This window comes from Rhodococcus parequi (genome assembly GCF_046042785.1).
Lineage (GTDB): Bacteria > Actinomycetota > Actinomycetes > Mycobacteriales > Mycobacteriaceae > Prescottella > Prescottella parequi.
Genome location: NZ_JBDLNV010000001.1, coordinates 800,746 through 823,928, shown reverse-complemented (window position 1 = coordinate 823,928; position 23,183 = coordinate 800,746). Strand labels below are relative to the sequence as shown.

The window sequence follows — 23,183 nt, the reverse complement described above, 5'->3', positions numbered from 1 at the left end:
CACCGCTTCGGTGTGCCGGGGCGTCCCCGTGCATCAGTGCTGCGTCAGTGCTGCGGCTCATGGGCTGCGGCTCATGGGCTGCGACTAGTGGGCTGCGGCGTCCCAACTGCGACCGGTACCGACCGACACCTCGAGCGGCACCGACAGTTCGATGGCCGCCGCCATCTTCTCGCGCACCAACTGCTCGACCTGCTCGCGTTCACCCGCCGCGACCTCGAGGACGAGTTCGTCGTGGACCTGCAACAGCATCCGAGACGCCAGCCCGGCGTCCCGCAGGGCACGCTGTACGTCGATCATCGCCACCTTGATGATGTCGGCGGCCGTGCCCTGGATAGGCGCGTTGAGAGCGGCACGCTCGGCCACCTCCCGACGCTGCCGGTTGTCGCTGTTGAGGTCCGGCAGGTAACGCCGGCGACCGAACAGCGTTTCGGTGTAGCCGACCTTGCGCGCCTGCTCGACGACCTCGCGCAGGTAGTCCCGGACGCCACCGAACCGCGCGAAGTACGCGTCCATCTGCTGTTTGGCGTCGTCGGTGGAGATCTTGAGCTGCGCTGCCAGACCGAATGCGCTGAGCCCGTAGGCAAGTCCGTACGACATGGCCTTCACCCGGCGCCGCAGTTCCGGGGTGACCTCTTCGATCGGTACGCCGAAGGCGCGCGAGCCGACGAAGCTGTGCAGGTCCTCTCCGGTGTTGAATGCCTCGATCAGCCCCTCGTCGCCCGACAGGTGCGCCATGATCCGCATCTCGATCTGGCTGTAGTCGGCGGTCAGGAGCGTCTCGTAGCCCTCACCGACGACGAACCCGTCCCGGATCTGACGCCCGGCGTCCGTGCGCACCGGGATGTTCTGCAGGTTCGGCTCGGTCGAGGACAGCCGTCCAGTCGCCGCGACGGTCTGGTTGAAGGTGGTGTGGATCCGCCCGTCCTCGGCGACCGTCTTGAGCAGACCGTCGACGGTGACCTTCAGTCGGGTCGCGTCACGGTGCTCGAGCAGGTGTTCGAGGAAGGGGTGCTGCGTCTTCTCGAACAGGGACTGCAACGCGTCGGCGTCGGTGGTGTAGCCGGTCTTGGTCTTCTTGGTCTTGGGCATGTCGAGTTCGTCGAACAGCACCACCTGCAGCTGCTTCGGCGAACCCAGGTTGATCTGCTTGCCGATCACCGCGTAGGCCGCCTCGGCTGCCTCGGCGACGCGAGCGGCGAACGCCGACTGCAGATCGTGCAGATGCGCGGTGTCGACCGCGATGCCCGTCGACTCGAGGTCGGCGAGCACCTCGAGCAGCGGGAGCTCCATGTCCGCGAGCAGCCCGGTGGCCTCGATGTCGGCGAGTTCGGTGTCCAGTGCCGCGGCGAGATCGACGACGGCCCGGGAGCGCAGAATCTCTCCCTCGGCCGCTTCGGCGTCGGCCGCGTCCTCGTCGTCCAACAGCGAAAGCTGCTGCTGCCCCGACTCTTCCACACGCAACTCGCGCTTGAGGTAGCGCAGCGACAGGTCGTCGAGGTTGAAGCTGCGCTGCCCCGGGCGGACCAGGTACGCGGCCAGCCCGGTGTCGCTGGTGAGCCCGCCGAGGGTCCAGCCGCGCCCGCGCAGCGCGTGCATCGCCCGCTTGGCCTCGTGCAGCGCCTTGGGCCGCCCGGGATCGGCGAGCCACTCCGCGAGCGCCGCTTCGTCCTCCGGCGTCGCCGTGGTGGAGGAGATGTAGGCGCCCTCGCCGTCGGCGGCTGCGATCGCGACGGCCGTCACGTCACCGCCGTAGGGAGTGGTGGTTCCGACGACCGAGAGCCCGTGCCGCTCACCGGTCGAGGCGTGCTCGGCGATCCACGCCGCGACCTCACCCGGAGCGAGAGCCCGTCCGCTGACGTCGAAGCCCTCCTCGGCCTCCGGCTCCACCGAACTGAGGGTCGCGAACAGGCGGTCGCGCAGCACCTTGAACTCGAGGTCGTCGAACAGCGCGTGGATGCGTTCGCGGTCCCAGGGCGCGAGCGCCAACTGGTCGGGCGTGTACGGCAAGGCGACGTCGCGCACCATCTCGGTGAGCTGACGGTTGAGGACCACCGACGGGAGGTTCGCCCGCAGCGACTCGCCCACCTTGCCCTTCACCTTGTCGACCTCGTTCACCAGGTTTTCGAACGAGCCGTACTCGCGAATCCACTTGGCGGCGGTCTTCTCTCCGACACCGGGGATGCCGGGCAGGTTGTCGCTCGGATCGCCACGCAGCGCCGCGTAGTCCGGGTACTGCTGCGGGGTGAGCCCGTACTTCTCCTCGACGGCCGCGGGGGTGAACCGTGTGAGATCGGAGACACCCTTGCGGGGATAGAGCACCGTGACGTCGTCGGTGACCAACTGGAGTGCGTCGCGGTCCCCCGTCACGACCAGCACCCGATAGCCCAGTGCCGTGGCCTGCGTGGTGAGGGTCGCGATGATGTCGTCGGCCTCGAACCCCTCGATCGCCATCACCGGGATGCCCATTGCCGCGAGCACGTCCTTGGTGATGTCGACCTGCCCCCTGAACTCGTCCGGGGTCTTGCTGCGGTTGGCCTTGTATTCCGGGAACGCCTCGGCGCGGAACGTCTGCCGGGACACGTCGAACGCGGCCGCGACGTGCGTGGGCTGTTCGTCCCGCAGCAGGTTGATCAGCATCGACGTGAAGCCGTACACCGCGTTGGTGGCCTGACCGCTCTGCGTCTTGAAATTCTCGGCCGGCAGCGCGAAGAACGCGCGGTACGCCAGGGAGTGCCCGTCGAGGAGCAGCAGCGTCGGCCGCTCGGAGCCGGGCGCGTCGGCGGTGGCAGGAGTGATGGACGAGGACGTGGTTGCGGGGCTCACGGTTGACCAGTCTAGGGAGAAGGGCCGACACCACGGCCCCTCGTCCCCGCGCGTCGTCGACCGGAACGCACCTTCGCCCGGTCAGGCGGGTGAACCGCCCCCACCGAGGGTGTCGAGAACCACCTCGGCGACGGCCTTCATGGTCGTCCGCCGATCCATCGCGGCTCGCTGGATCCACTTGAAGGCCTCGGGCTCCGACAGGTTCTGCGACTGCATCAACACGCCCTTCGCGCGTTCGATGACCTTGCGTGTCTCGAGCCGATCGGACAGATTCGCGACCTCCCGCTCGAGCAGTGAGATCTCGACGAACCGGCTCGCCGCCAATTCCACGGCCGGCACGAGGTCGGACTTCGAGAACGGCTTGACGAGATACGCCATCGCGCCGGCATCGCGGGCGCGCTCGACCAGTTCGCGCTGACTGAATGCGGTCAGAATCACCACGGGAGCAATACGCTTGGCGGCGATCTCCGAGGCGGCGTCGATGCCGTCGCGGCGCGGCATCTTCACGTCCATGATCACGAGGTCCGGACGGAGTTCCTCCGCCAACTCCACGGCGCGCTGGCCGTCACCGGCCTCGCCGACGACGTCGTAGCCCTCCTCGCGGAGCATCTCGACCAGGTCGAGCCTGATCAGAACCTCGTCTTCCGCCACCACCACACGCCGCGGCCGTCGTTCCGTGCCCTGCGTGGCGGGAGCGTTCATGGTCACCTGTCTCCTCGGGGTCGGCGCCCGCTGATCGGGGCGCGAACGCTTCGAGGGTACCGGTGGTTTGACTGTGCTCCGTGATCTTCTAGAGTAGGAACCCGCAGGACGCCCTCGTATCCCAATTGGCAGAGGAAACGGATTCAAAACCCGTGCAGTGTGAGTTCGAGTCTCACCGAGGGCACCACATCACTTCATCGAATTCCGATCGGCAATTGCGCAGGCGGCGGGATTTCCCACCGACGAGCGAGTCCACCCGATACATACGAGTAAGGCCCCGAGATCTCGCGATCCCGGGGCCTTCTCGGTCTCCCCTACCAAAAGGAGCAACTCCAGAGTGCCACAACTATGCGGATGCGCCCACTACGCACAAGTGTGAAACCGATGGTGAAATTGCTTCGCGCAACTTCGCGCCGTCGCGGCGGCACCTTGCCTGCCGACCACGATCACCAGGTTCCCGAGTGGTTCGACGTGCCGACGAGCGAGCGCCGACAGCGCCGGGTCATCGACGCGACGCCGGAGCGACGTGGGTGTTCGAGGTCGAGTGCGAGTGCCGCCCGGTTCGCCGCCGCTGCCCGTCGGCGGACTCGGCCAGCAGGTCACGACGAACCGAGCGGATCTCGACGACTTCAGCACGCATCGGCGAGAGAGTCGAGGATCGCCCGATAGTGGAGGTGGGCCATGAAGTGGCCGCCCGACCCGATGTTCAACGTGGACTTCGGGATTCGGGTCGCGAGTTCGGCCGGCCACTCGCGTGGGATCAACCGGTCCGCGTCACCCCACCACACGTCCACCGGTACCTCGAGATCCTCCGGGTCGAAACCCCACGGCCGCATCCAGGCCCGGTAGTCCTCGACGACCCCTGCCGGGTTCCTCAGCCCCTCGTCCGTCATGGCCGAGAACGCGGTGAGCTCGCTGGCGACCACCTCCGCGTCGGCGGGAGCGAGGGTGCGCGCCGAGATCCGCGCGAACTGCCTCGGCATCGCCCGAGCCAGCACCGACAATCCCCGGAAGGACGCCCCGGCAAGTGCCGGGCACCCCAGGGACATCCGGGTGAACACGCGATCGATCCGCGGCAGCCGCGCGAAGGTTCCCGCCTCGGTCAGCGGCAGCGCACCGGCGACGATCGCGACGCGACTGATCCTCGACGACAAGGCGTACCCCAGCGCGGCCGCGTACTGCCCGCCCATCGACCACCCCAGTACGCCCATGCGCTCGACGCCGAGGTGGTCGGCCAGTTGTTCGACGTCGGACGCCCAGTCGAGCACCGTCCGTCCGGGACTGGGATCGGACAGCCCGATCCCGGGGCGATCCGGTGAGATGAGCCGAATTCCGGCCGCCTCGGCGACCGGGGCGGCCGCCCGAATGTCGAGTCGGCACGACAGTCCGCCGTGGGCGTTGACCACGACGAATCCGTCTGCGGGACCATAGTCGGCGAATCCCATCGACCGACCGTCACGCAGACTGATCACCCGATCCTCGGGTCTGACAGTCACTCTGGGCACAGCGCACCTCCGACGCGTCGCCATCACGATAACGGTCGGTCGCCCGACAGTGACGGACTTCGCCGTCGGGAATTGACGCGTGTCCAGCCACACTGCCAGGACCCGCACATTGCCCGCTTCCTGCAGGTGAGCGTGTGTCGTCCGTTTCGGTCGTTTGGTCTTTTTCGGAGGGCACCCCGCAGCCGGCTCCGAGTCCCGCTGGCCGGACGTTCGACATGTTTGTCGCGGCACCGTCGGGCGGGAATCCGCAGCGTCGTCCGGTGGATGGGATCGCACATCGGGAATCAGTTAACTCATGCCATACTGCAACCCGTTCCGTTGCCGGTCACCGACGCGACCGGCCGTTCAGGCTCGACGAGCAGATGAGGTTTGCATGAGCGACACCGCCACACCGGCCGTCGAAGGCTGGTTCACCACCGGGCCGGAGCCGGCCCTGATCGGCACCAAGTGCCGGTCCTGCGGCACGATTTCGTTCCCGCGGGAGACCACCTTCTGCAAGAACCCGGCGTGCTCCGGCGAGGAGTACGACGACGTCGAGCTCTCCCGCTTCGGCAAGGTGTGGTCGTACACCGACGCGCAGTACAAGCCGCCGGCGCCGTACATCGCGACGACCGACCCGTACGTGCCGTTCGCCCTCGCCGCTGTCGAACTGCCCGAGGGACTCGTCGTGCTCGGCCAGGTCGCGGACGGCTTCGGTGTGGCGGACCTCAAGGTGGGCAACCCGGTCGAGTTGGTCGTCGAGACCCTCTACACGGACGAGTCGGGCGACCGCAGCATCTGGCGTTGGAAGCCGCTCGCGGCAGCAGAGAACGGGGCACAGGCATGAGCAACAACGATGTGGCCGTCCTCGGCGTCGGCATGCACGCGTGGGGCAAGTGGGGCCACTCGTTCGTCAAGTACGGCGTGGCCGCAGCCCGTGCCGCCCTTGCAGATTCGGGAATCGACTGGACCGATGTCGACCTCGTCGTCGGCGGAGAGACGATCCGCAACGGATACGGCGGCTACGTCGCCGGTGCCACGTTCGCACAGGCACTGGGATGGAACGGCGCTCGCGTCGCGACGTCGTACGCGGCGTGCGCGACCGGTGCGCAGGCCCTCGACACCGCCCGCGCCCGCATCCTCGCCGGTCTGTCGGACGTCGCGCTGGTCGTCGGCGCCGACACCACCCCGAAGGGCTTCCTGGCTCCCGTCGCCGGCGAGCGTTGGGACGATCCGGACTGGCTGCGCTTCCGCCTGATGGGTATGACGAACCCGGCCTACTTCGCGCTCAACGCGCGTCGCCGCATCGACCTGTACGGTGCGACGCCCGAGGACTTCGCCGCGGTCAAGGTGAAGAACGCCAAACACGGTCTCAACAACCCGTACGCGCGCTACCGCAAGGAAGTGGCGGCCGCGGACGTTCTCGCATCGCCGATGGTCGCCGACCCGCTGCACCTGCTCGACATCTGCGCCACGTCGGACGGCGGCGCCGCCATCATCCTGACGTCGATGGAGTACGCCCGTAAGAAGGGCATCGTGGATCCCGTTCGGATCAAGGCGATCTCGACGGTCACGCCCACGTTCCCGCAGACCATCATGGACATGCCGAACTTCTCCACCGAGTCGGCGTCCGCGGTTCCCGCGCCGGAGCGCACGTTCAAGGAGTCGATCGGTGACGCCGCCTACGAGGAGGCCGGCATCTCGCCCGAGGACGTCGACGTCGCCGAGGTCTACGACCTCGCAACGTCCGTCGAGCTCGACTGGATCGAGGACCTGGGGCTGTGCAAGCGCGGCGAGGCCGAGCACCTGCTGCGTGCCGGTGACACCACGATCGGTGGCCGCATCCCGGTCAACCCGTCCGGCGGCCTGGCCTGCTTCGGCGAGGCCGTCCCCGCTCAGGCCCTCGCGCAGGTGTGCGAGCTCACCTGGCAGCTGCGCGGACAGGCCGAGGGTCGTCAGGTCGAGGGCGCTCGCGTCGGCATCACCGCCAACCAGGGCCTGTTCGGCCACGGCTCGTCGGTGATCGTCTCCGCCTGACCCAGCACATGTCGCGTGAAGCGCTCCCGTCCCGAGGACGGGAGCGCTTCGTGCTTCCCGAACCATGTGCCCACCACTAGGTTCGATGACATGGCGAATCTCGGCACCCTCGACGAGCACATACGCCCCCACCTGCACACGTCGGCGCTGCTTGTGATCGACATGCAGAACGACTTCCTCGACGACGGGGCCCTGCCGGTGCCGGGTACCGCGGCGGTCCTCCCCTCATTGGCTCGCCTCCTCGAGGCGTTCCGCCGCGCTCGGCGCCCGATAGTGCATGCCGTGCGGATCTACGACGGCGAGGACGTCGACCTCGTCCGCCGCACCGCCATCACCCGCGATGACGCACGCATCGTTCGTCCGGGCACCGACGGATCCCGGATTGTGCGCGCACTCCTTCCTGCCGACGCCGGCCCTCTCGACCAGGAGTTGCTGCTGCGCAGCGGGTTCCAAGTGGTCGGCGACTCCGAGGTCGTGATGTGGAAGCCGCGCTGGAGTGCGTTCCACCGCACCGGACTCGACGCACTTCTCGAGCGCGCAGGTGTCGACACGGTCGTCGTCGCGGGCTGCAACCTGCCGAACTGTCCTCGGGCCACGTTGTTCGACGCGAGCGCGCGGGATTTCCGCACGGTTCTCGCGATCGATGCGACCTCCCGGGTGACCGACGAACGGCTCGCGGACGCGCGTGCGATCGGCGTCGTGCCCATGACCGCCGCCGAAGTGGCCGACGGGCTCGAATCCGACCGATGACCAGGGATTTTGCTGCAGTCGCGACGCATGTACCGTTCGTGATCGACGCACACTATCGGGTCACGAGGGCGTTTCGCACCGCTACTAGATGTGACCCACACCACTCGCATGTAGTGACCCTCGTCACTGTCTGGACCCGGATCCAACATCATCAGGGGCCTCCGTTCTGCACGCTCACCTGGGAAGACCGTGAAAGTCTCGTCCCGAACACGCACTGGCGTACCAGAAAACCGACCCGTGACGTGGACGGTGGTCCGTCCTAGCGTCGATCACGGCTCGAACCGAAAGAGCCCACCGCCGATCCGCTTTCACCGTCGCTGCCCGCCGGATCGGACACGAAGACCTTCCAGGGCAGACGTGAGGGAACGCAACATCGGCGCCCTCGTGCGGCGCCAGTCGGGACCCTCACCCATCAGCACGGAGAGGACACCATCGATGCCGAAGTCCATCACACGCCTCCTCGGCGGCCTCGCCGCCTCCACCGCGGCCGTCGCCGCACCGCTCGTCGTGAGCGCCGCGCCCGCGCATGCCGCATCCGGCGACTGGGACGCCGTCGCACAGTGCGAGAGCGGCGGCAATTGGGCCGCGAACACCGGGAACGGCTACTACGGCGGACTGCAGTTCAGCGCCGACACCTGGGGGGCGCACGGCGGCTCCGGTCTGCCACACAACAATTCGCGTGAGGAGCAAATCCGGGTCGCGGAGCAGGTCCTGGCCACCTCGGGCTCCGGCGCCTGGCCGTCGTGTGGGCAGTACCTGTGATTCGTCCCTGAACGGAGGGATCCTTCACGCGCTCCCGGCGCGTGAAGGATCCCTTCGGCTCGGCAGGATCAGCCGACCGTCACGGCCGAAAGGCGCCAGGGTCCGTCACCGAGCAGTTCCAGCTGCCGCGTGTGATGCTGGTCGACGGTGCTGCGATGACTGACGCTGAACAGGATGCACTCGGGCGCGTGCTCTCGAATCAATTGGTAGAGAGAGTATTCCAGCCCCTCGTCGACAGCCGACGTGGCCTCGTCGAGGAACACGACCTGCGGCCTGAGCAGCAGGACACGAGCGAACGCGATGCGTTGCTGCTCTCCCGGCGACAGGATCTTCGCCCAATCGGCGCGCTCGTCGAGGCGTCCGGCGAGGTTGCCCAGGTGCACGTCCCGCAGGACACCCCGGATCACCTCGTCGGTCAGATCCTCGACGCGCGCCGGGTAGGCGACCGCACTGCGCAGATCACCCAGTGGCAGGTAGGGCAGCTGCGACAGGAACAGTGCGTCCCGGCCCACCGGCCGGGAGACGGAACCGTCCGCGAAGGGCCACATCTCGGCGAGGCTGCGCAGCAGCGTGGTCTTGCCGCTGCCGGACGATCCCTTGACCAGCAGGGCTTCCCCGGGAACCAGGTGGAGATCGAGCTCGCCGATCAGCAGCCTGCCGTCCGGGGTCCGCACGGACACCTTGTCGAGATCCACCACGTGGTCACGTCCTGCCGTGCGGATCGACGGCAGGCGCCGCGAACGTTCGTCGGCGTCCATCAGTCCGTCGAGGCGAATCAGGCTCGCGCGATACACCGCGAACTGGTCGTACGACTGCCGGAAGAACGACAGCGCGTCCGAAACCTGGCCGAAGGCCTGCGCACTCTGGGTGATGTCGCCGAGGGTGATCGTGCCGGCGAAGAACCTCGGGGCCTGGATCACGATCGGGAACACGACGGCGACCTGGCTGACACCGAGGTTGAAGCCGTTGAACTTCAGGGTCCGGAACACGATCTGCCACGCGTTGACGATGACCGCCGCGAATCGTCCGAGGAGACCGTGCTTCTCGACGTCCTCGCCGCGGTAGAATGCGACGTTCTCGGCGCTGTCGCGCAGGCGCACGAGGGCATAACGGAAGTTGGCGGTCAGTCGTTCCTTCAGGAAGCTCAGGGTGATCAGGGGGCGCCCGATCCAGAAGGCGATCGCGGTGGCCGTGAGGATGTAGACGTAGACGAGGACCACCATCGCCCTGGGGATCTCGACGCCGAACACGGTCATCGGCCCCGACAGGTCCCACAGGATGCCGGTGAACGACACCACCGACACCACCGCGCTGACCAGTCCCATCGACAGCGTCTGCGACGTGGTCGCGACCTCGGTGATGTCGGACTCGATTCGCTGGTCCGGGTTGTCGATCGAGTTGTCGATGAAACGCCCCCGGTAGTACGCGCGGCCACCGAGCCAGTCGGTCGTGACCCGGTCGGTGAGCCACGTGCGCCACAGGATCTCGAGGGCCTGGCCGACGTACTGTGCGAGCAGCGACCGGACGACGTGCACCGTCGCCAGCACCGCGAACACCACGATCGAGCGCCAGAACAGCGTCTTGGCATCGTCGAGCGCTGCGGCGTCGCCCGACTGGAGCGCCTGTGCGACCAACTGCAGCGAGGTGTACATCTCGTTGCTCTGGTACGAGAGCAGGACCAGGATCCGCACCCCGAGGATCGTCAGGAACAGCAGCGCCAGGATCAGCGACCAGGGCCGCCAGCTGTCACGCGTGGAGAAGTAGGGTCCAGTGATGCGCCAGAATTGCCGTCCCCAGTTGGTACGGCGGGCCAGCACCGCGCCGATCACGACGAAACAGATCAGTGCGACGAGGAAGGCTCGGGAGGTCCACAGCAGACTGGCAACGGCCTCGTGGCTCCAGTCGATCGGTTCGTCTCGCATGGGCTCCCCCATCACAGATGGCGTGCCGTGATCAGAGAACCAGAAGTCTAGTCACCGCGGCGGGTACCGCGGACGGTCATGGCCGAACGAACTCAGCGCCGGGCCGGAAAATGCCGAATGACGCCTTCCTGCACCACCGTTGCGATCAACTCCCCCTCGCGGGTGAAGAATCGACCGGTCGCCAGACCGCGCGATCCGGCCGCAACGGGCGACTCCGTCGCATACAGCGCCCAGTCGTCGAACCGGAACGGACGGTGGAACCAGATCGAGTGATTGACCGTCGCGGCGACGATGCGGTCGAGCCCCCACGACAACCCGTGGGTGGTCAGCACCGAGTCCAGGACGGTGGTGTCCGACGAGTACGCGAGCGCCGCCGCGTGTAGACGCGCGTCGTCGGACAGCTGCCCGTCGGTACGCATCCAGACCCGGTTGTGGTCGAGGCGTTCCCCGGAACCCTTGAGGACCCAGGCGGGGTCGTTGACGTAGCGCATCTCGATCGGTTTGAGGGCACCGACGAAGTTCGGCAGGCGGTCCTCGTAGCCGGCCAGATGATCGCCGAGCGACGGAAGGGCCTCCGGCCCGTCCACATCCGGGATCCCGACACTGTGCTCGAGCCCGGTACCCCAGTCCTGGAAGGCCGCGAACATCGAGAACACGACGTTCCCGTCCTGGTATGCGGTTACCTGACGGTTCGCGAACGCCCGCCCGTCCCGGTGCCGGTCGACGCGATACTCGATCGGTGCCTTGACGTCGCCGCCGCGAATGAAGTGGGCGTTGACGGCGTGCACGGGACGATCACCCTCGACGGTGCGCCCCGCAGCCACCAGCGCCTGCGACACCAGCTGGCCGCCGAAGGTTCGGCTGCCGACCTGCTCCGGGTGGCGTCCGAGGTAGGTGTCCTCCCCGATCCGGTCGAGATCGAGGAGGCTCAGCAGCGTCTCCAGATCGGCCGAGCGCGTCGGTCGCAGCGCTGCCCCCACCTCGTTCACGTGCGCGTCCCCTCGCTAGTGGTCTTCCTCCCCGATCCGGTGCACGTGGATCAGGTTGGTCGAGCCTACTGTGCCCGGCGGGGAGCCGGCCACGATGACCACGAGGTCGCCCTTGTTGTAGCGACCGAGCGAGAGCAGGGCGTGGTCGACCTGGGTGAACATCTGGTCGGTCGAGCCGACCGGGTCGACGATGAACGTCTCGGTTCCCCACGACAGCGCCAGCTGGCAGCGCACCGATTCGAGCGGCGTGAAGGCCAGCAGCGGCAGCGGCGAGTGCAGCCGTGCGAGACGGCGGACCGTGTCGCCGGACTGGGTGAATGCCACCAGGGCCTTCGCGTCCAGGCGCTCACCGATGTCGCGGGCGCCGTACGAGATGACGCCGCGCTTGGTGCGCGGGACGTGCGTGAGCGGCGGGACCCGCGCCGGATCGGTCTCGACGGCCTCGAGGATCCGCGCCATCGTCTGCACGGTCTCCATCACGTACTTGCCGACCGACGTCTCACCGGAGAGCATCACCGCGTCGGCACCGTCGAGGACGGCGTTCGCGACGTCCGACGCCTCGGCGCGGGTGGGGCGGGAGTTCTCGATCATCGACTCGAGCATCTGCGTCGCGACGATCACCGGCTTCGCGTTCTCGCGGGCGATCTGGATCGCGCGCTTCTGCACGAGCGGCACCTGCTCGAGGGGCAGCTCGACACCCAGGTCGCCACGCGCGACCATCACCGCGTCGAAGGCGAGAACGACGGCCTCGAGGTTCTCGATCGCCTCGGGCTTCTCGAGCTTCGCGATCACCGGCACCCGGCGTCCGACGCGGTCCATCACCTCGTGCACCAGTTCGACGTCCGCGGGCGAGCGCACGAACGACAACGCGATGAAGTCGACACCGAGGCGCAGCGCGAACTCGAGGTCCTCGATGTCCTTCACCGACAGCGCCGGCACCGACACGTTCATACCGGGCAGCGAGACGCCCTTGTTGTTGCTCACCGGGCCACCCTCGGTGACGCGGCACACCACGTCGTCACCGTCGACGGCCTCGACGACCAGTCCGACCTTGCCGTCGTCGACGAGCAGTCGGTCGCCGGGCTGCGCGTCCTGCGCGAGCTGCTTGTAGGTGGTCGACACCCGATCGTGGGTTCCCTCACAGTCCTCGACCGTGATCCGGATCTGTTCCCCGGTCTCCCAGCGGGTCTTCCCCTCGACGAAACGGCCGAGACGGATCTTCGGACCCTGCAGGTCGGCGAGGATGCCGACCGCGCGCCCGGTCGCCTCGGAGGCGGCCCGGACACGGTTGTAATTGTCCTCGTGATCAGCGTGTTCGCCGTGACTGAAGTTGAGTCTGGCTACGTCCATTCCGCTCTCGACGAGCTCGCGGACGCGGTCGCCGGAGGCAGTAGCAGGGCCAAGAGTGCAGACAATCTTCGTGCGTCGGGTCACGAGGAAAGCCTAGTCAATCCGGGGAACGAACTCTATTCGGCGGGCGAACGCCCGATGACGTCGAAGTGAGCGTCAGAGGACGGTCAGCGGCAGGGCCGTCGGGTGCACCGGTGCGGGCAGCTCGGACGAGCCGGTGAGGTACACGTCCACCCCGCGGGCCGCCGAACGCCCCTCCGCGATGGCCCACACCACCAACGACGCGCCGCGATGCGCATCGCCGCACACGAAGACTCCGGGGGTGGCCGTCTGCCAGTCCGCCGCACACGACAACGCACCGCGCCGGTTCGTGACGAGCCCGAGGTCGTCGAGCAGTGGACCGTGTTCGACACCCTCGAAACCGATTGCGAAAAGTGCCAGATCGCAGGGTAGTTCGATTTCCTCACCGACCGGGGTGATCACGCGCCGGCCGTGTTCGTCGCGGGTCAGGCGCACCTCGGCCAGCACCATCGAGTGGACGTGACCGGACGCGTCGCCGAGGAAGCGTTGCACCGCAACCTCGTAACGGCGAACACCGCCCTCGGCGTGTGCCGGTGACGTGCGCAGCACCATCGGCCACGCCGGCCACGGCGCCGACGCCTCGTCCCGCTCCTCCGGTAGCGCCGGGTGGTAGTCCAGTTGCGTGACCGACAACGCGCCCTGCCGATGCGCGGTTCCCAGACAGTCCGCCCCGGTGTCGCCGCCACCGATGATCACGACGTGCTTGCCCTTCGCGGAGATCGGGGTCGCCCCATCGCCCTCGCACTCGTGGTTCGACGCGACGAGGTGTTCCATCGCCAGGTGCACTCCGTCGAGCCTCCGGCCCTCGACGTCGGGATTGTCGCGGGCGAGGAGCGCGCCGGTCGCGAGCACCACCGCGTCGAACCGGTCACGCAGATCCGGCACGGCGAGATCGACACCCACCTCGACTTCGGTGACGAAATGTGTTCCCTCCACTCGCATCTGGGACAGTCGGCGTTCGACGACGCTCTTCTCGAGCTTGAACTCGGGGATGCCGTACCGCAGCAATCCCCCGAGCCGGTCGTCGCGCTCGTACACCGTGACCTCGTGTCCGGCCCGCGTGAGTTGTTGCGCCGCGGCCAGACCCGCCGGACCGGATCCGACGACCGCGACGTTCTTGCCGGTCCGCAGCGCCGCGCGCACCGGCGGGACGAAGTCCCTCTCCCACGCGGTGTCGGCGATGGCCTGTTCGATGCGCTTGATCGTGACGCTTCCCGTGGTGTGGGTGTCGGCGAGCGCGAGAACGCACGCGGCCTCGCAGGGCGCCGGGCAGACCCGGCCGGTGAACTCCGGGAAGTTGTTGGTGGCGTGCAGGCGTTCGGCGGCGGCATCCCACCGTCCCCGGCGCACCAGATCGTTCCACTCGGGGATCAGGTTCCCGAGCGGACACCCGGCGCTACTCGAGTGACAGAACGGGATGCCGCAGTCCATGCACCGGCGCGCCTGCTCGGACACCTCGCGGGCCCGCTCGCACGGCGACTGGGGCGCGTACACCTCGCGCCAGTCGTGGATGCGTTCGTCGACCGGTCGCTTGCGCGCTTCCTGCTTCGCCACGTGCAGGAACCCTTGGGGATCAGCCACGGGCTGCCTCCATGATCGCGGTGTCGACGTCGAGTCCCTCTGCCCGGGCCATCCGCGTCGCCTCGAGAACGCGCTGGTAGTCGGTGGGCATGACCTTGGTGAAGAGTGCGGAGCGACGGGGCCAGTCGGCCAGCACCGACGCCGCCACAGCCGAGCCCGTCCACCGCAGGTGTTGCTCGACCACCACCCGCAACCACTGCAGGTCGTCGCCGTCCGGTGCCTGCAACCGCACCATCGCGGTGTTGATCTTCGAGGGGTCGGCGTCGAGGACGAACGCGATGCCGCCCGACATCCCCGCCGCCAGGTTGCGGCCGATCGGACCGAGGACGACGACGCGTCCGCCCGTCATGTACTCGCACGCATGGTCGCCGACGCCCTCGGCGATTGCCAACGCCCCCGAGTTGCGGACACAGAATCGTTCGCCGACCCGGCCGCGCAGGTACGCCTCGCCCGACGTCGCGCCGTACAACAGGGTGTTTCCGGCGATCACCTGCGTCTCCGGCAGGAACAGGACGTCGTCGGCCGGCCGGACCACGATGCGGCCGCCAGAGAGTCCTTTGCCGACGTAGTCGTTCGCGTCGCCGACGAGGTCGATCGTGACACCGGGAGGCAGGAACGCCCCCAGAGACTGGCCCGCCGATCCCTCGAGTTGGATCCGGATCGTGTCGTCCGGCAGTCCCGCCGCCCCGTAGCGGCGGGTGACCTCGGACCCGAGCAGCGTCCCCACGGTGCGGTTGACGTTCCGCACCGGCAGCTCGAGCCGAACGGGCAGTGCATCCTCGAGGGCGCCCTCCGCCAACTGGATCAGCGTCCGGTCCAGCGCCAGATCGAGTCCGTGCTCCTGCGCGCGTACCCGCCGTCGCTGCGGGGTGCCTTCTCCGGGGAGCGTCTCCTCCTTGGAGAAGATCGGGGTGAGGTCGAGGCCACGACTCTTCCAGTGCGCGACACCGATGGCCGTCTCGAGCACCTCGGGATGACCGACGGCCTCGTCGACACTGCGGAAACCGAGCTCCGCGAGATGCTTTCGGACATCCTCCGCGACGAACCGGAAGAACTCCTCGACGAACTCGGGCTTGCCGGTGAACCGCTTGCGCAGTTCCGGATTCTGCGTCGCCACACCCACCGGGCACGTGTCGAGGTGGCACACGCGCATCATGATGCAGCCGGCAGCGATCAACGGGGCGGTGGAGAACCCGAACTCCTCGGCCCCGAGCAGCATCGCGACCACCACGTCCCGGGCCGTCCGCATGCCGCCGTCGCACTGCACGGTGATCCGGTCACGCAGTCCGTTGAGCACCAGGGTCTGCTGTGCGTCGGCCAGACCCACCTCCCACGGCAGCCCCGCGTGCTCAAGCGAGGTCAGCGGCGATGCGCCGGTGCCGCCGTCGTGCCCGGAGATGAGGACCACGTCGGCGTGGGCCTTGCTCACCCCGGCGGCGACCGTGCCGACGCCCACGGAGCTGACGAGCTTGACGTGTACGCGGGCATCCTCGTTCGCGTTCTTGAGGTCGTGGATCAGCTGGGCGAGGTCCTCGATCGAGTAGATGTCGTGATGGGGCGGCGGCGAGATCAGTCCCACCCCCGGGGTGGAGTGCCGGGTCCGCGCGATCCACGGATAGACCTTGAACGCCGGAAGTTGGCCGCCCTCACCGGGCTTGGCGCCCTGCGCCATCTTGATCTGGATGTCGGTGGCGTTGACGAGGTAGTCGCTGGTGACACCGAACCGGCCGCTCGCGACCTGTTTGACGGCGCTGCGGCGCATCGGGTCGTACAGTCGGCCCACGTCCTCCCCGCCCTCACCGGAGTTGGAGCGCCCTCCCAACCGGTTCATCGCGACCGCCATCGTCTCGTGCGCCTCGGCCGAGATCGAGCCGTAGCTCATGGCACCGGTGTTGAACCGGGCGAAGATCGCCTCGACCGGTTCGACCTCCTCGATCGGCACCGGTGGGCGCAGTCCCTGCCGGAACTCGAACAGCCCGCGCAGTGTGCCGCCCTCCGCGGACAGACGGTCGACCTCGGCGGTGTACTTCTCGAAGACGTCCGCCCGGCCCGTGCGGGTCGCGTGCTGCAACAGGAACACCGTCTCGGGGGTGAACAGGTGCAGTTCCCCGTCACGCCGGTACTGGTAGATGCCGCCGACGTCGAGGCGCCGGTGCACCTGCGAGGACGGGTTCTCCGGGTACGCCTCGCGATGCCGGAGCTCCACCTCCCGCGCGAGCACGTCGAGCCCGACCCCACCGAGGCGGCTCACCGTCCCGGTGAAGTACTCGTCGACGACCTCGCGGGACAGTCCGATCGCCTCGAACACCTGTGCCGCGGTATAGGATCCGACCGTCGAGATGCCCATCTTGGACATCACCTTGAGCACACCCTTGCCGAGCGCGCGCAGATAGTTCCGCACCGCGACCGACGACTCGATACCGGTCAGTTCGCCCTCGGCGACGAGATCCTCGATCGATTCCATCGCCAGGTACGGGTTGACCGCCGCGGCACCGCATCCGATCAGCAGCGCGATGTGGTGCACTTCCCGCGCGTCCCCGGTCTCGACGACCAGCGCCACCTTCGTCCGCTCCTTGGTCCGGACGAGATGGTGGTGCACGGCGGACACCGCGAGCAGCGTCGGGATCGGCGCCCACAGATGATCGGAGTCGCGGTCCGAGATCACCAGGGTGCGATAGCCGTTCGCGATCGCCTCGCTCGCCGACGCGCGGAGATCCTCAATCGCCTCCGCCATTCCCTCGCCGCCGGCGTCCGCCCGGTACAGGGCCCGCAGCACCGTCGCCGCGAACCCCGGGCAGTCCCCGTCCGCGTTGATGTCGATGATCTTGGCGAGGTCGTCGTTGTCGAGCACGGGCCACGACAGCACGATCTGGCGGCACGACGCCGCGGCGGGCTCGAGCAGGTTCTGCTCCGGTCCCATCACCCGGCGCAGCGACGTCACGATCTCCTCGCGGATCGCGTCCAACGGCGGATTGGTGACCTGCGCGAACAGTTCGACGAAGTAGTCGTACAGCAGCCGGGGCCGTTGCGAGAGCACCGCGATCGGGGTGTCGGTGCCCATCGACCCGATCGGCTCGCCCCCGGCCGTCGCCATGGGCGCCAGCAGCACTCGCTCCTCTTCCTCGGTGTAGCCGAACGCGACCTGCCGGCGCACCACCGACTCGTGATCGTGGGGAATCCGGCCGCGGCTCGGCACCGACCGCAGGTCGAGCAACCCCGCGTGTAGCCAGTCCGCGTAGGGCCGCTGCGCCGCGAGGTCCGCCTTCACCTCCCGATCGGGCACCACCCGGCCGGCCTCGGTGTCGACGAGGAACATCTCCCCCGGCTCGAGCCGCCCCTTCTCGACCACGTCGGACTGCGGGATCGGCAGCACACCGCTCTCGCTCGCCAGCACGACCCGCCCGTCCCCGGTGCGCCACCACCGGCCCGGGCGCAGCCCGTTGCGGTCGAGGACCGCACCCACGACGGTGCCGTCGGTGAAGGTGACGCAGGCGGGGCCGTCCCACGGCTCCATCAACGACGCGTGGAACTGGTAGAACGCCCGCAGGTCCGCCGGCATGTCGGTGTGGTTCTCCCAGGCCTCGGGGATCATCATCAGCACCGCGTGTGGAAGCGAGCGCCCACCGAGGTGCAGCAACTCGAGGACCTCGTCGAAGGACGCCGAGTCCGAGGCGTCCGGGGTACAGATCGGATACAGCCTCTCCAGGTCTCCCGGGACGAGCGTGCTCGCCAACATCGCCTCGCGTGACCGCATACGGTTCCGGTTCCCGCGCACCGTGTTGATCTCGCCGTTGTGGGCGATGAAGCGGAACGGGTGGGCCAGCGGCCACGACGGGAACGTGTTCGTGGAGAAGCGGCTGTGCACCACCGCGATCGCGCTCGACACGCGCGGATCGCGCAGTTCCCGGAAGTAGAGCACGAGTTGCTCGGTGGTGAGCATCCCCTTGAAGGTGATCGTCCTGCTCGACAGCGACGGGAAGTACACCCCCGTGCCCGCCCGCTCGACGTCCTCGGGGACCTGCTCGGCGCGCTTGCGGAGACCGTAGACCCTGCGGTCGAGGTCGAGTCCCCCCAGAGGGACCCCGTCGTCGCCCGTCGCCGCGACGAACACGTAGGTCATGTGCGGCATGCACGACAGCGCGGTGGAGCCGATGTCGGCGCCGAGCGGATCCACATCGACGTCGTGCGAGCCGAGGATTTCGATCCCTTCCTCCTCGGCGATACGTGCCACACGTTCCTCGGCGGCAGCTCGCCGCTCGGGGTCGGCGGGCAGGAAACAGATTCCCGCCGCGAACGTGTGGGCGCCGTCGCGGCGGGGATCCGGAAGGTCGAATGGGACGAGACCTCGGAAGAACTCGACCGGGAGCTGGAGCAGGATGCCGGCGCCGTCGCCGCTGTTGGCTTCCGCGCCCGCAGCACCGCGATGTTCCAGATTGACGAGGGCGAGCAACGCATCGGCGACGATGCGGTGCGACCGGCGACCGTGAATGTCGGCAACCATCGCGACGCCACACGAATCCGACTCGCGGTCACGGACATAGAGGCCGCGGGAATCTGGTTGCCGAGAGAACAGCACCGGAACACCTCCACACCGGCCCACCGGAAGCTCCGCGAGCTTCACGGCGGCCATCGCGCGTCGCGCACTTCTTCGGCGACTCCTGGCGGGGCCGCCGACTACGGGTGCCGACTGCATCGATCGGGGTCCACCGGCATTGCTGTCGACCCGTGAAGGTTGCCGAGGTTCCACACCCGGCCGGGCCAGTTTACCCCGCCGAGGCCACCCGAAGCGACGCCGAAAACGCGCACCGCCCGCGCCGGAAAACGGCGCGGGCGGTGCGGGCGAAGGTGGTCGGATCAGGTCTTCAGCGGGCGACCCTGCGGATCACGCACGGCCCCGGACAGCATGAGGATGCCGTCGACGAACGCCCAGATCCAGATCACCGGGAAGATCACCAATCCGACGCCGAAGATGATGGTGATCAGACCGAGCCAGAAGACGAGCAGCTGGGTGAGTCCGATACCGATGCTGCCGATGTATAGGCGGCCGATTCCGGGCAGTGAGATGAAGCCGAGCAGGATCTGCAGCAGACCCGCGGTGGCGCGCGACTTGTCGGAGTACGGCTCGCCGGTGACGGGGTCGCGGCCGTACGGCGCGCTCGGATCGCCGTAGGCACCGTACGCCCCGGGGTACCCGGGCGAGCCCGGATAGGACGGCCCGGACGCGTAACCCGGCCCCGGAGCCGACGGGTAACCCGACGGGTAGCTCTGCGGCGGCGGGGTCGACTGCCCGTATTCCGGCTGCGGGGATCCGAACACCGGCGGCAGCGGATCGCTCGACGGCGGCGGGTAGCTGGGGCCCGATCCCCAGCCCGGGCCGTTCCCGACGCCCGAGTAGGTGTCCCAACCCGGCCCGGCGGTGTTACCGCCCGACGGCGGGACCGCCGACGTTCCGGAGGTCGACTCGGTCATGGACGCGTCCGCCGTGGCGTCGTAGTCGAACGGCGAGCCGAACTCCGGCGGCAGCGCCGCACCCGACGTCGTGTCCGTCGACTTGTCGACGGCCTCGTCGCCGGAGGACTCGGGACGCTTGGACGGTTCCGACTGCTCGGTCACTTCTTCTCCCCATTGACTTCGGTCGGCGCGGCGGCGTCGGCGGTGTGTGCCGTGCGCTCCCCGCCCGGCCGGTGCGGCTGCAGCTCCGCCGGATCCTCACGGCCCTTCTTCGCGAACACGAAATACCCGACCGCGGCCAGGAACACGAGCGCCGAGGTGAACGAGTTGACGCGGATCCCCAGGATCTCGGACGCGTGGTCCGAACGCATCAGTTCGATCCAGAATCGTCCCGCGCAGTACCCCGCCACGTAGAGCGCGAACAGACGTCCGTGGCCGATCTTGAACTGGCGGTCGACCGCGACCAGCAGCACCACGATCAGCAGGTTCCACACCAGCTCGTAGAGGAACGTCGGGTGCACCACCTGCTGGACGACACCGTTGGACACCCCGTTCAGCGCGTCCACCCGGCCTGTCGCGTCGGTGCGCTCGTAGATCTCGAGCCCCCACGGAACCGTGGTCTCGCGGCCGTACAGCTCCTGGTTGAACCAGTTGCCGAGCCGTCCGATCGCCTGCGCCAGAACGATGGCCGGCGCGATCGCGTCCCCGAAGGCCGGCAGCGGGATCCCGCGCCGGCGGCAGCCGATCCAGGCGCCGACCGCCCCGAGTGCGACCGCACCCCAGATACCGAGGCCACCCTGCCAGATCTTCAGCGCGTCCGCCGGGCTGCCGCCCTCACCGAAGTACGTCGGCCAGTCGGTGATCACGTGGTAGAGCCGGCCGCCGATCAGACCGAACGGCACCGCCCACACCGCGATGTCGAGCACGGTGCCCTTCTCGCCGCCGCGAGCGACCCAACGGCGATCGCCCCACACGATGGCGACGACGATGCCGACGATGATGCACAGCGCGTACGCGCGCAGGGCCAGCGGTCCCACGTGCCACACGCCCTGCGGCGGGCTCGGAAGATAGGCGAGCAATTCGGTCGAAGTCACCATCGCAGTCACGACGCCACGTTAGCCGAGCGCACACCCTCCGCGAGTTCGGCCGTGAGCGCGCGCACCGCGTCCAGGCCCTGTTCCACCGCCGAGACGATCGCCGATCCGACGATGACGGCGTCGGCGTAGGAGGCGATCTCCGCCGCCTGCGCGCCCGACCGGACACCGAGACCGACGCCCACCGGGATGTCCGAATGCGTGCGGATCCGGGCGGTCAGTTCGGGCGCCATCGACGACACCGCGTCGCGAGCGCCCGTCACGCCCATGGTCGACGCGGCGTAGATGAACCCGCTGCTCGCCTCGAGCGTCATCGCCAGGCGCTCCTCGGTGGACGACGGCGCGACCAGGAAGATGCGGTCGAGGTGGTGTTCCTCGGACGCCGCAATCCACTCTCCGGCCTCCTCCGGGATGAGATTCGGAGTGATCAACCCGAGGCCACCCGCGGACGCGAGGTCGCGGGAGAAGCGATCGACGCCGTACTGCAGCACCGGGTTCCAATACGTCATCACGACGGCCTTGCCGCCGACCGCGGCGATCTGCTCGACGATGGTGAACACGTCGCGGACCCGGACGCCGCTGCGCAGCGCGGTCTCGGCGGCCGTCTGGATGGTCGGGCCGTCCATCACCGGATCGGAGTACGCGATGCCGACCTCGATGATGTCGCAGCCCGAATCGACCATCGCCTTGAAGACGTCGATCGACGCGGGCACATCCGGGTAACCGGCGGGCAGATACCCGACGAGCGCAGCGCGGTTCTCGTCGCGACACTTGGCGAACGTCGGCGCCAGGCGCGAATCTCGTTGGCTCACTTGGCCGAACCTTCCTCGGTCGAATCAGTAGCGGCGGAATCGTCGAACAGTCCGAACCACTTCGCTGCGGTGTCCATGTCCTTGTCACCGCGGCCGGACAGGCTGACGACGATGATCGCGCCCTCGCCCAGTTCGCGGCCCAGCTCGAGCGCACCGGCGACGGCGTGCGCCGACTCGATCGCCGGGATGATGCCCTCGGTGCGCGACAGCAACAGCAGTGCGTCCATCGCCTGGGTGTCGGTGATCGGCTCGTACGACGCGCGACCGGTGTCCTTGAGGTACGCGTGCTCGGGCCCGACACCCGGGTAGTCCAGGCCCGCGGAGATCGAGTGGGACTCGATGGTCTGGCCGTCCTCGTCCTGCAGCAGGTACGAGTACGCCCCCTGGAATGCGCCCGGGGTGCCCCCGGCGAATGTCGCTGCATGCCGACCGGTCTCGACGCCGTCACCGGCCGCCTCGTAGCCGACGAGCTTGACCGAGGGGTCATCGATGAACGCGTGGAAGATGCCGATGGCGTTCGACCCGCCGCCCACACACGCGACGACGGCGTCGGGGAGGCGTCCGGTCGACGCCTGCACCTGTGCCCGCGCCTCGAGCCCGACGACGCGCTGGAAGTCGCGCACGATCATCGGGAACGGGTGCGGTCCGGCGGCGGTGCCGAAACAGTAGTAGGTGCGGTCCGCGTTGGTGACCCAGTCGCGAAGCGCCTCGTTGATCGCGTCCTTCAAAGTGGCCGAACCCGTTTCGACCGACACCACGTCGGCGCCGAGAAGGCGCATCCGGGCGACGTTGAGCGCCTGCCGGGCGGTGTCGACCGCACCCATGTAGACGACGCACTCGAGCCCGAGCAGCGCACACGCGGTCGCGGTGGCCACACCGTGCTGACCGGCACCGGTCTCGGCGATGATCCGGGTCTTGCCCATGCGCTTGGCGAGGAGGACCTGCCCCAGCACGTTGTTGATCTTGTGAGATCCGGTGTGGTTCAGGTCTTCCCGCTTGAGCAGGATGCGGGCGCCGCCCGCGTGCTCACGCAGGCGGGTCGCTTCGAAGATCGGCGACGGGCGACCGGTGTAGTCGCGCTGCAGCCGATCCAGCTCGTCCAGGAACGAATCGTCCGCGCGGGCCTTCTCGTACTCGGCGGTGACCTCCTCGATCACCGCCATCAGCGCCTCGGGCACGTGCCGCCCGCCGTAGGCGCCCCAGTGGCCGCCGGGATCCGGCTCGTGGCCGGACCGCTCCGTCAGTCCGGCGCTGGCGGGAGGCAGATTGCCGCCCTTGGAAACGAGGGCCTCATTGCGTGAACTCACCCCTCCAGTCTGCCCCAACGTCATCGAGAACGAGCGGT

17 protein-coding genes and 1 tRNA gene are annotated in these 23,183 nt (G+C 68.4%); 5 read left to right on the top strand and 13 right to left on the bottom strand.

Going from position 1 to position 23,183, the window contains the following annotated elements; translation table 11 throughout:
• Positions 1-84: 84 nt before the first annotated feature.
• Positions 85-2,823, bottom strand: a complete 2,739-nt coding sequence (gene polA, locus ABEU20_RS03950; RefSeq protein ID WP_420163059.1) for a DNA polymerase I — start codon at positions 2,821-2,823, stop codon at positions 85-87.
• 81 nt (positions 2,824-2,904) lie between these two features.
• Positions 2,905-3,525: an ANTAR domain-containing response regulator gene (locus ABEU20_RS03945; RefSeq protein ID WP_420163058.1), complete on the bottom strand. Its 621-nt coding sequence runs from the start codon at positions 3,523-3,525 to the stop codon at positions 2,905-2,907.
• Positions 3,526-3,635: 110 nt separating this feature from the next.
• Here ABEU20_RS03945 and ABEU20_RS03940 point away from each other — a divergent pair.
• Positions 3,636-3,712, top strand: a tRNA-Leu gene (locus ABEU20_RS03940).
• 315 nt (positions 3,713-4,027) lie between these two features.
• Here ABEU20_RS03940 and ABEU20_RS03935 read toward each other — a convergent pair.
• The gene (locus ABEU20_RS03935) at positions 4,028-4,165 is read right to left on the bottom strand and encodes a hypothetical protein (protein ID WP_420163057.1); all 138 of its coding nucleotides are present in this window, start codon (positions 4,163-4,165) and stop codon (positions 4,028-4,030) included.
• The gene (locus ABEU20_RS03930; protein WP_420163056.1) at positions 4,155-5,054 is read right to left on the bottom strand and encodes an alpha/beta fold hydrolase; all 900 of its coding nucleotides are present in this window, start codon (positions 5,052-5,054) and stop codon (positions 4,155-4,157) included. The genes ABEU20_RS03935 and ABEU20_RS03930 overlap by 11 nt, the downstream gene beginning before the upstream one ends.
• 349 nt (positions 5,055-5,403) lie before the next feature.
• Here ABEU20_RS03930 and ABEU20_RS03925 point away from each other — a divergent pair, with 349 nt between their 5' ends.
• The 4 genes from ABEU20_RS03925 (at position 5,404) to ABEU20_RS03910 (ending at position 8,558) form a co-directional block, all read left to right on the top strand.
• Positions 5,404-5,856: a Zn-ribbon domain-containing OB-fold protein gene (locus ABEU20_RS03925; protein WP_420163055.1), complete on the top strand. Its 453-nt coding sequence runs from the start codon at positions 5,404-5,406 to the stop codon at positions 5,854-5,856.
• A complete protein-coding gene (locus ABEU20_RS03920) occupies positions 5,853-7,046 on the top strand; it encodes a lipid-transfer protein (protein ID WP_420163054.1) in 1,194 nt (397 codons plus the stop codon). The genes ABEU20_RS03925 and ABEU20_RS03920 overlap by 4 nt, the downstream gene beginning before the upstream one ends.
• A gap of 90 nt (positions 7,047-7,136) precedes the next feature.
• The gene (locus ABEU20_RS03915) at positions 7,137-7,796 is read left to right on the top strand and encodes a cysteine hydrolase family protein (RefSeq protein ID WP_420163053.1); all 660 of its coding nucleotides are present in this window, start codon (positions 7,137-7,139) and stop codon (positions 7,794-7,796) included.
• Between the two features lie 435 nt (positions 7,797-8,231).
• Entirely contained in the window at positions 8,232-8,558 is a 327-nt protein-coding gene (locus ABEU20_RS03910) for a transglycosylase family protein (RefSeq protein WP_420163052.1), read from the top strand.
• A 68-nt stretch (positions 8,559-8,626) separates the two neighbouring features.
• On the opposite strand, the gene ABEU20_RS03905 is transcribed toward ABEU20_RS03910, so the two are convergent.
• The 9 genes from ABEU20_RS03905 to trpB form a co-directional block, all read right to left on the bottom strand.
• A complete protein-coding gene (locus ABEU20_RS03905) occupies positions 8,627-10,480 on the bottom strand; it encodes an ABC transporter ATP-binding protein/permease (RefSeq protein ID WP_420163051.1) in 1,854 nt (617 codons plus the stop codon).
• Between the two features lie 92 nt (positions 10,481-10,572).
• Positions 10,573-11,469, bottom strand: a complete 897-nt coding sequence (locus ABEU20_RS03900; protein WP_420163050.1) for an acyl-CoA thioesterase — start codon at positions 11,467-11,469, stop codon at positions 10,573-10,575.
• Between the two features lie 15 nt (positions 11,470-11,484).
• Positions 11,485-12,903: a pyruvate kinase gene (gene pyk / locus ABEU20_RS03895; RefSeq protein ID WP_420163049.1), complete on the bottom strand. Its 1,419-nt coding sequence runs from the start codon at positions 12,901-12,903 to the stop codon at positions 11,485-11,487.
• Between the two features lie 72 nt (positions 12,904-12,975).
• On the bottom strand, positions 12,976-14,481 hold the full coding sequence (locus tag ABEU20_RS03890) for a glutamate synthase subunit beta (protein ID WP_420163048.1): 1,506 nt from the start codon (positions 14,479-14,481) through the stop codon (positions 12,976-12,978).
• Positions 14,474-19,057 carry a glutamate synthase large subunit gene (gene gltB / locus ABEU20_RS03885; protein WP_420163047.1) on the bottom strand — a complete coding sequence of 1,528 codons (4,584 nt, stop codon included), beginning with the start codon at positions 19,055-19,057 and terminating at the stop codon, positions 14,474-14,476. Before gltB ends, ABEU20_RS03890 begins: the two co-directional genes overlap by 8 nt.
• Before the next feature lie 278 nt (positions 19,058-19,335).
• On the bottom strand, positions 19,336-20,094 hold the full coding sequence (locus ABEU20_RS03880; RefSeq protein ID WP_420163046.1) for a TM2 domain-containing protein: 759 nt from the start codon (positions 20,092-20,094) through the stop codon (positions 19,336-19,338).
• Positions 20,091-21,029, bottom strand: a complete 939-nt coding sequence (gene lgt / locus ABEU20_RS03875) for a prolipoprotein diacylglyceryl transferase (RefSeq protein ID WP_420163144.1) — start codon at positions 21,027-21,029, stop codon at positions 20,091-20,093. Before lgt ends, ABEU20_RS03880 begins: the two co-directional genes overlap by 4 nt.
• 5 nt (positions 21,030-21,034) lie before the next feature.
• Complete coding sequence (gene trpA / locus ABEU20_RS03870; protein WP_420163045.1) at positions 21,035-21,838, bottom strand: tryptophan synthase subunit alpha; 804 nt, start codon at positions 21,836-21,838, stop codon at positions 21,035-21,037.
• Entirely contained in the window at positions 21,835-23,145 is a 1,311-nt protein-coding gene (trpB, locus tag ABEU20_RS03865; protein WP_420163044.1) for a tryptophan synthase subunit beta, read from the bottom strand. Before trpB ends, trpA begins: the two co-directional genes overlap by 4 nt.
• Between the last annotated feature and the right edge of the window lie 38 nt (positions 23,146-23,183).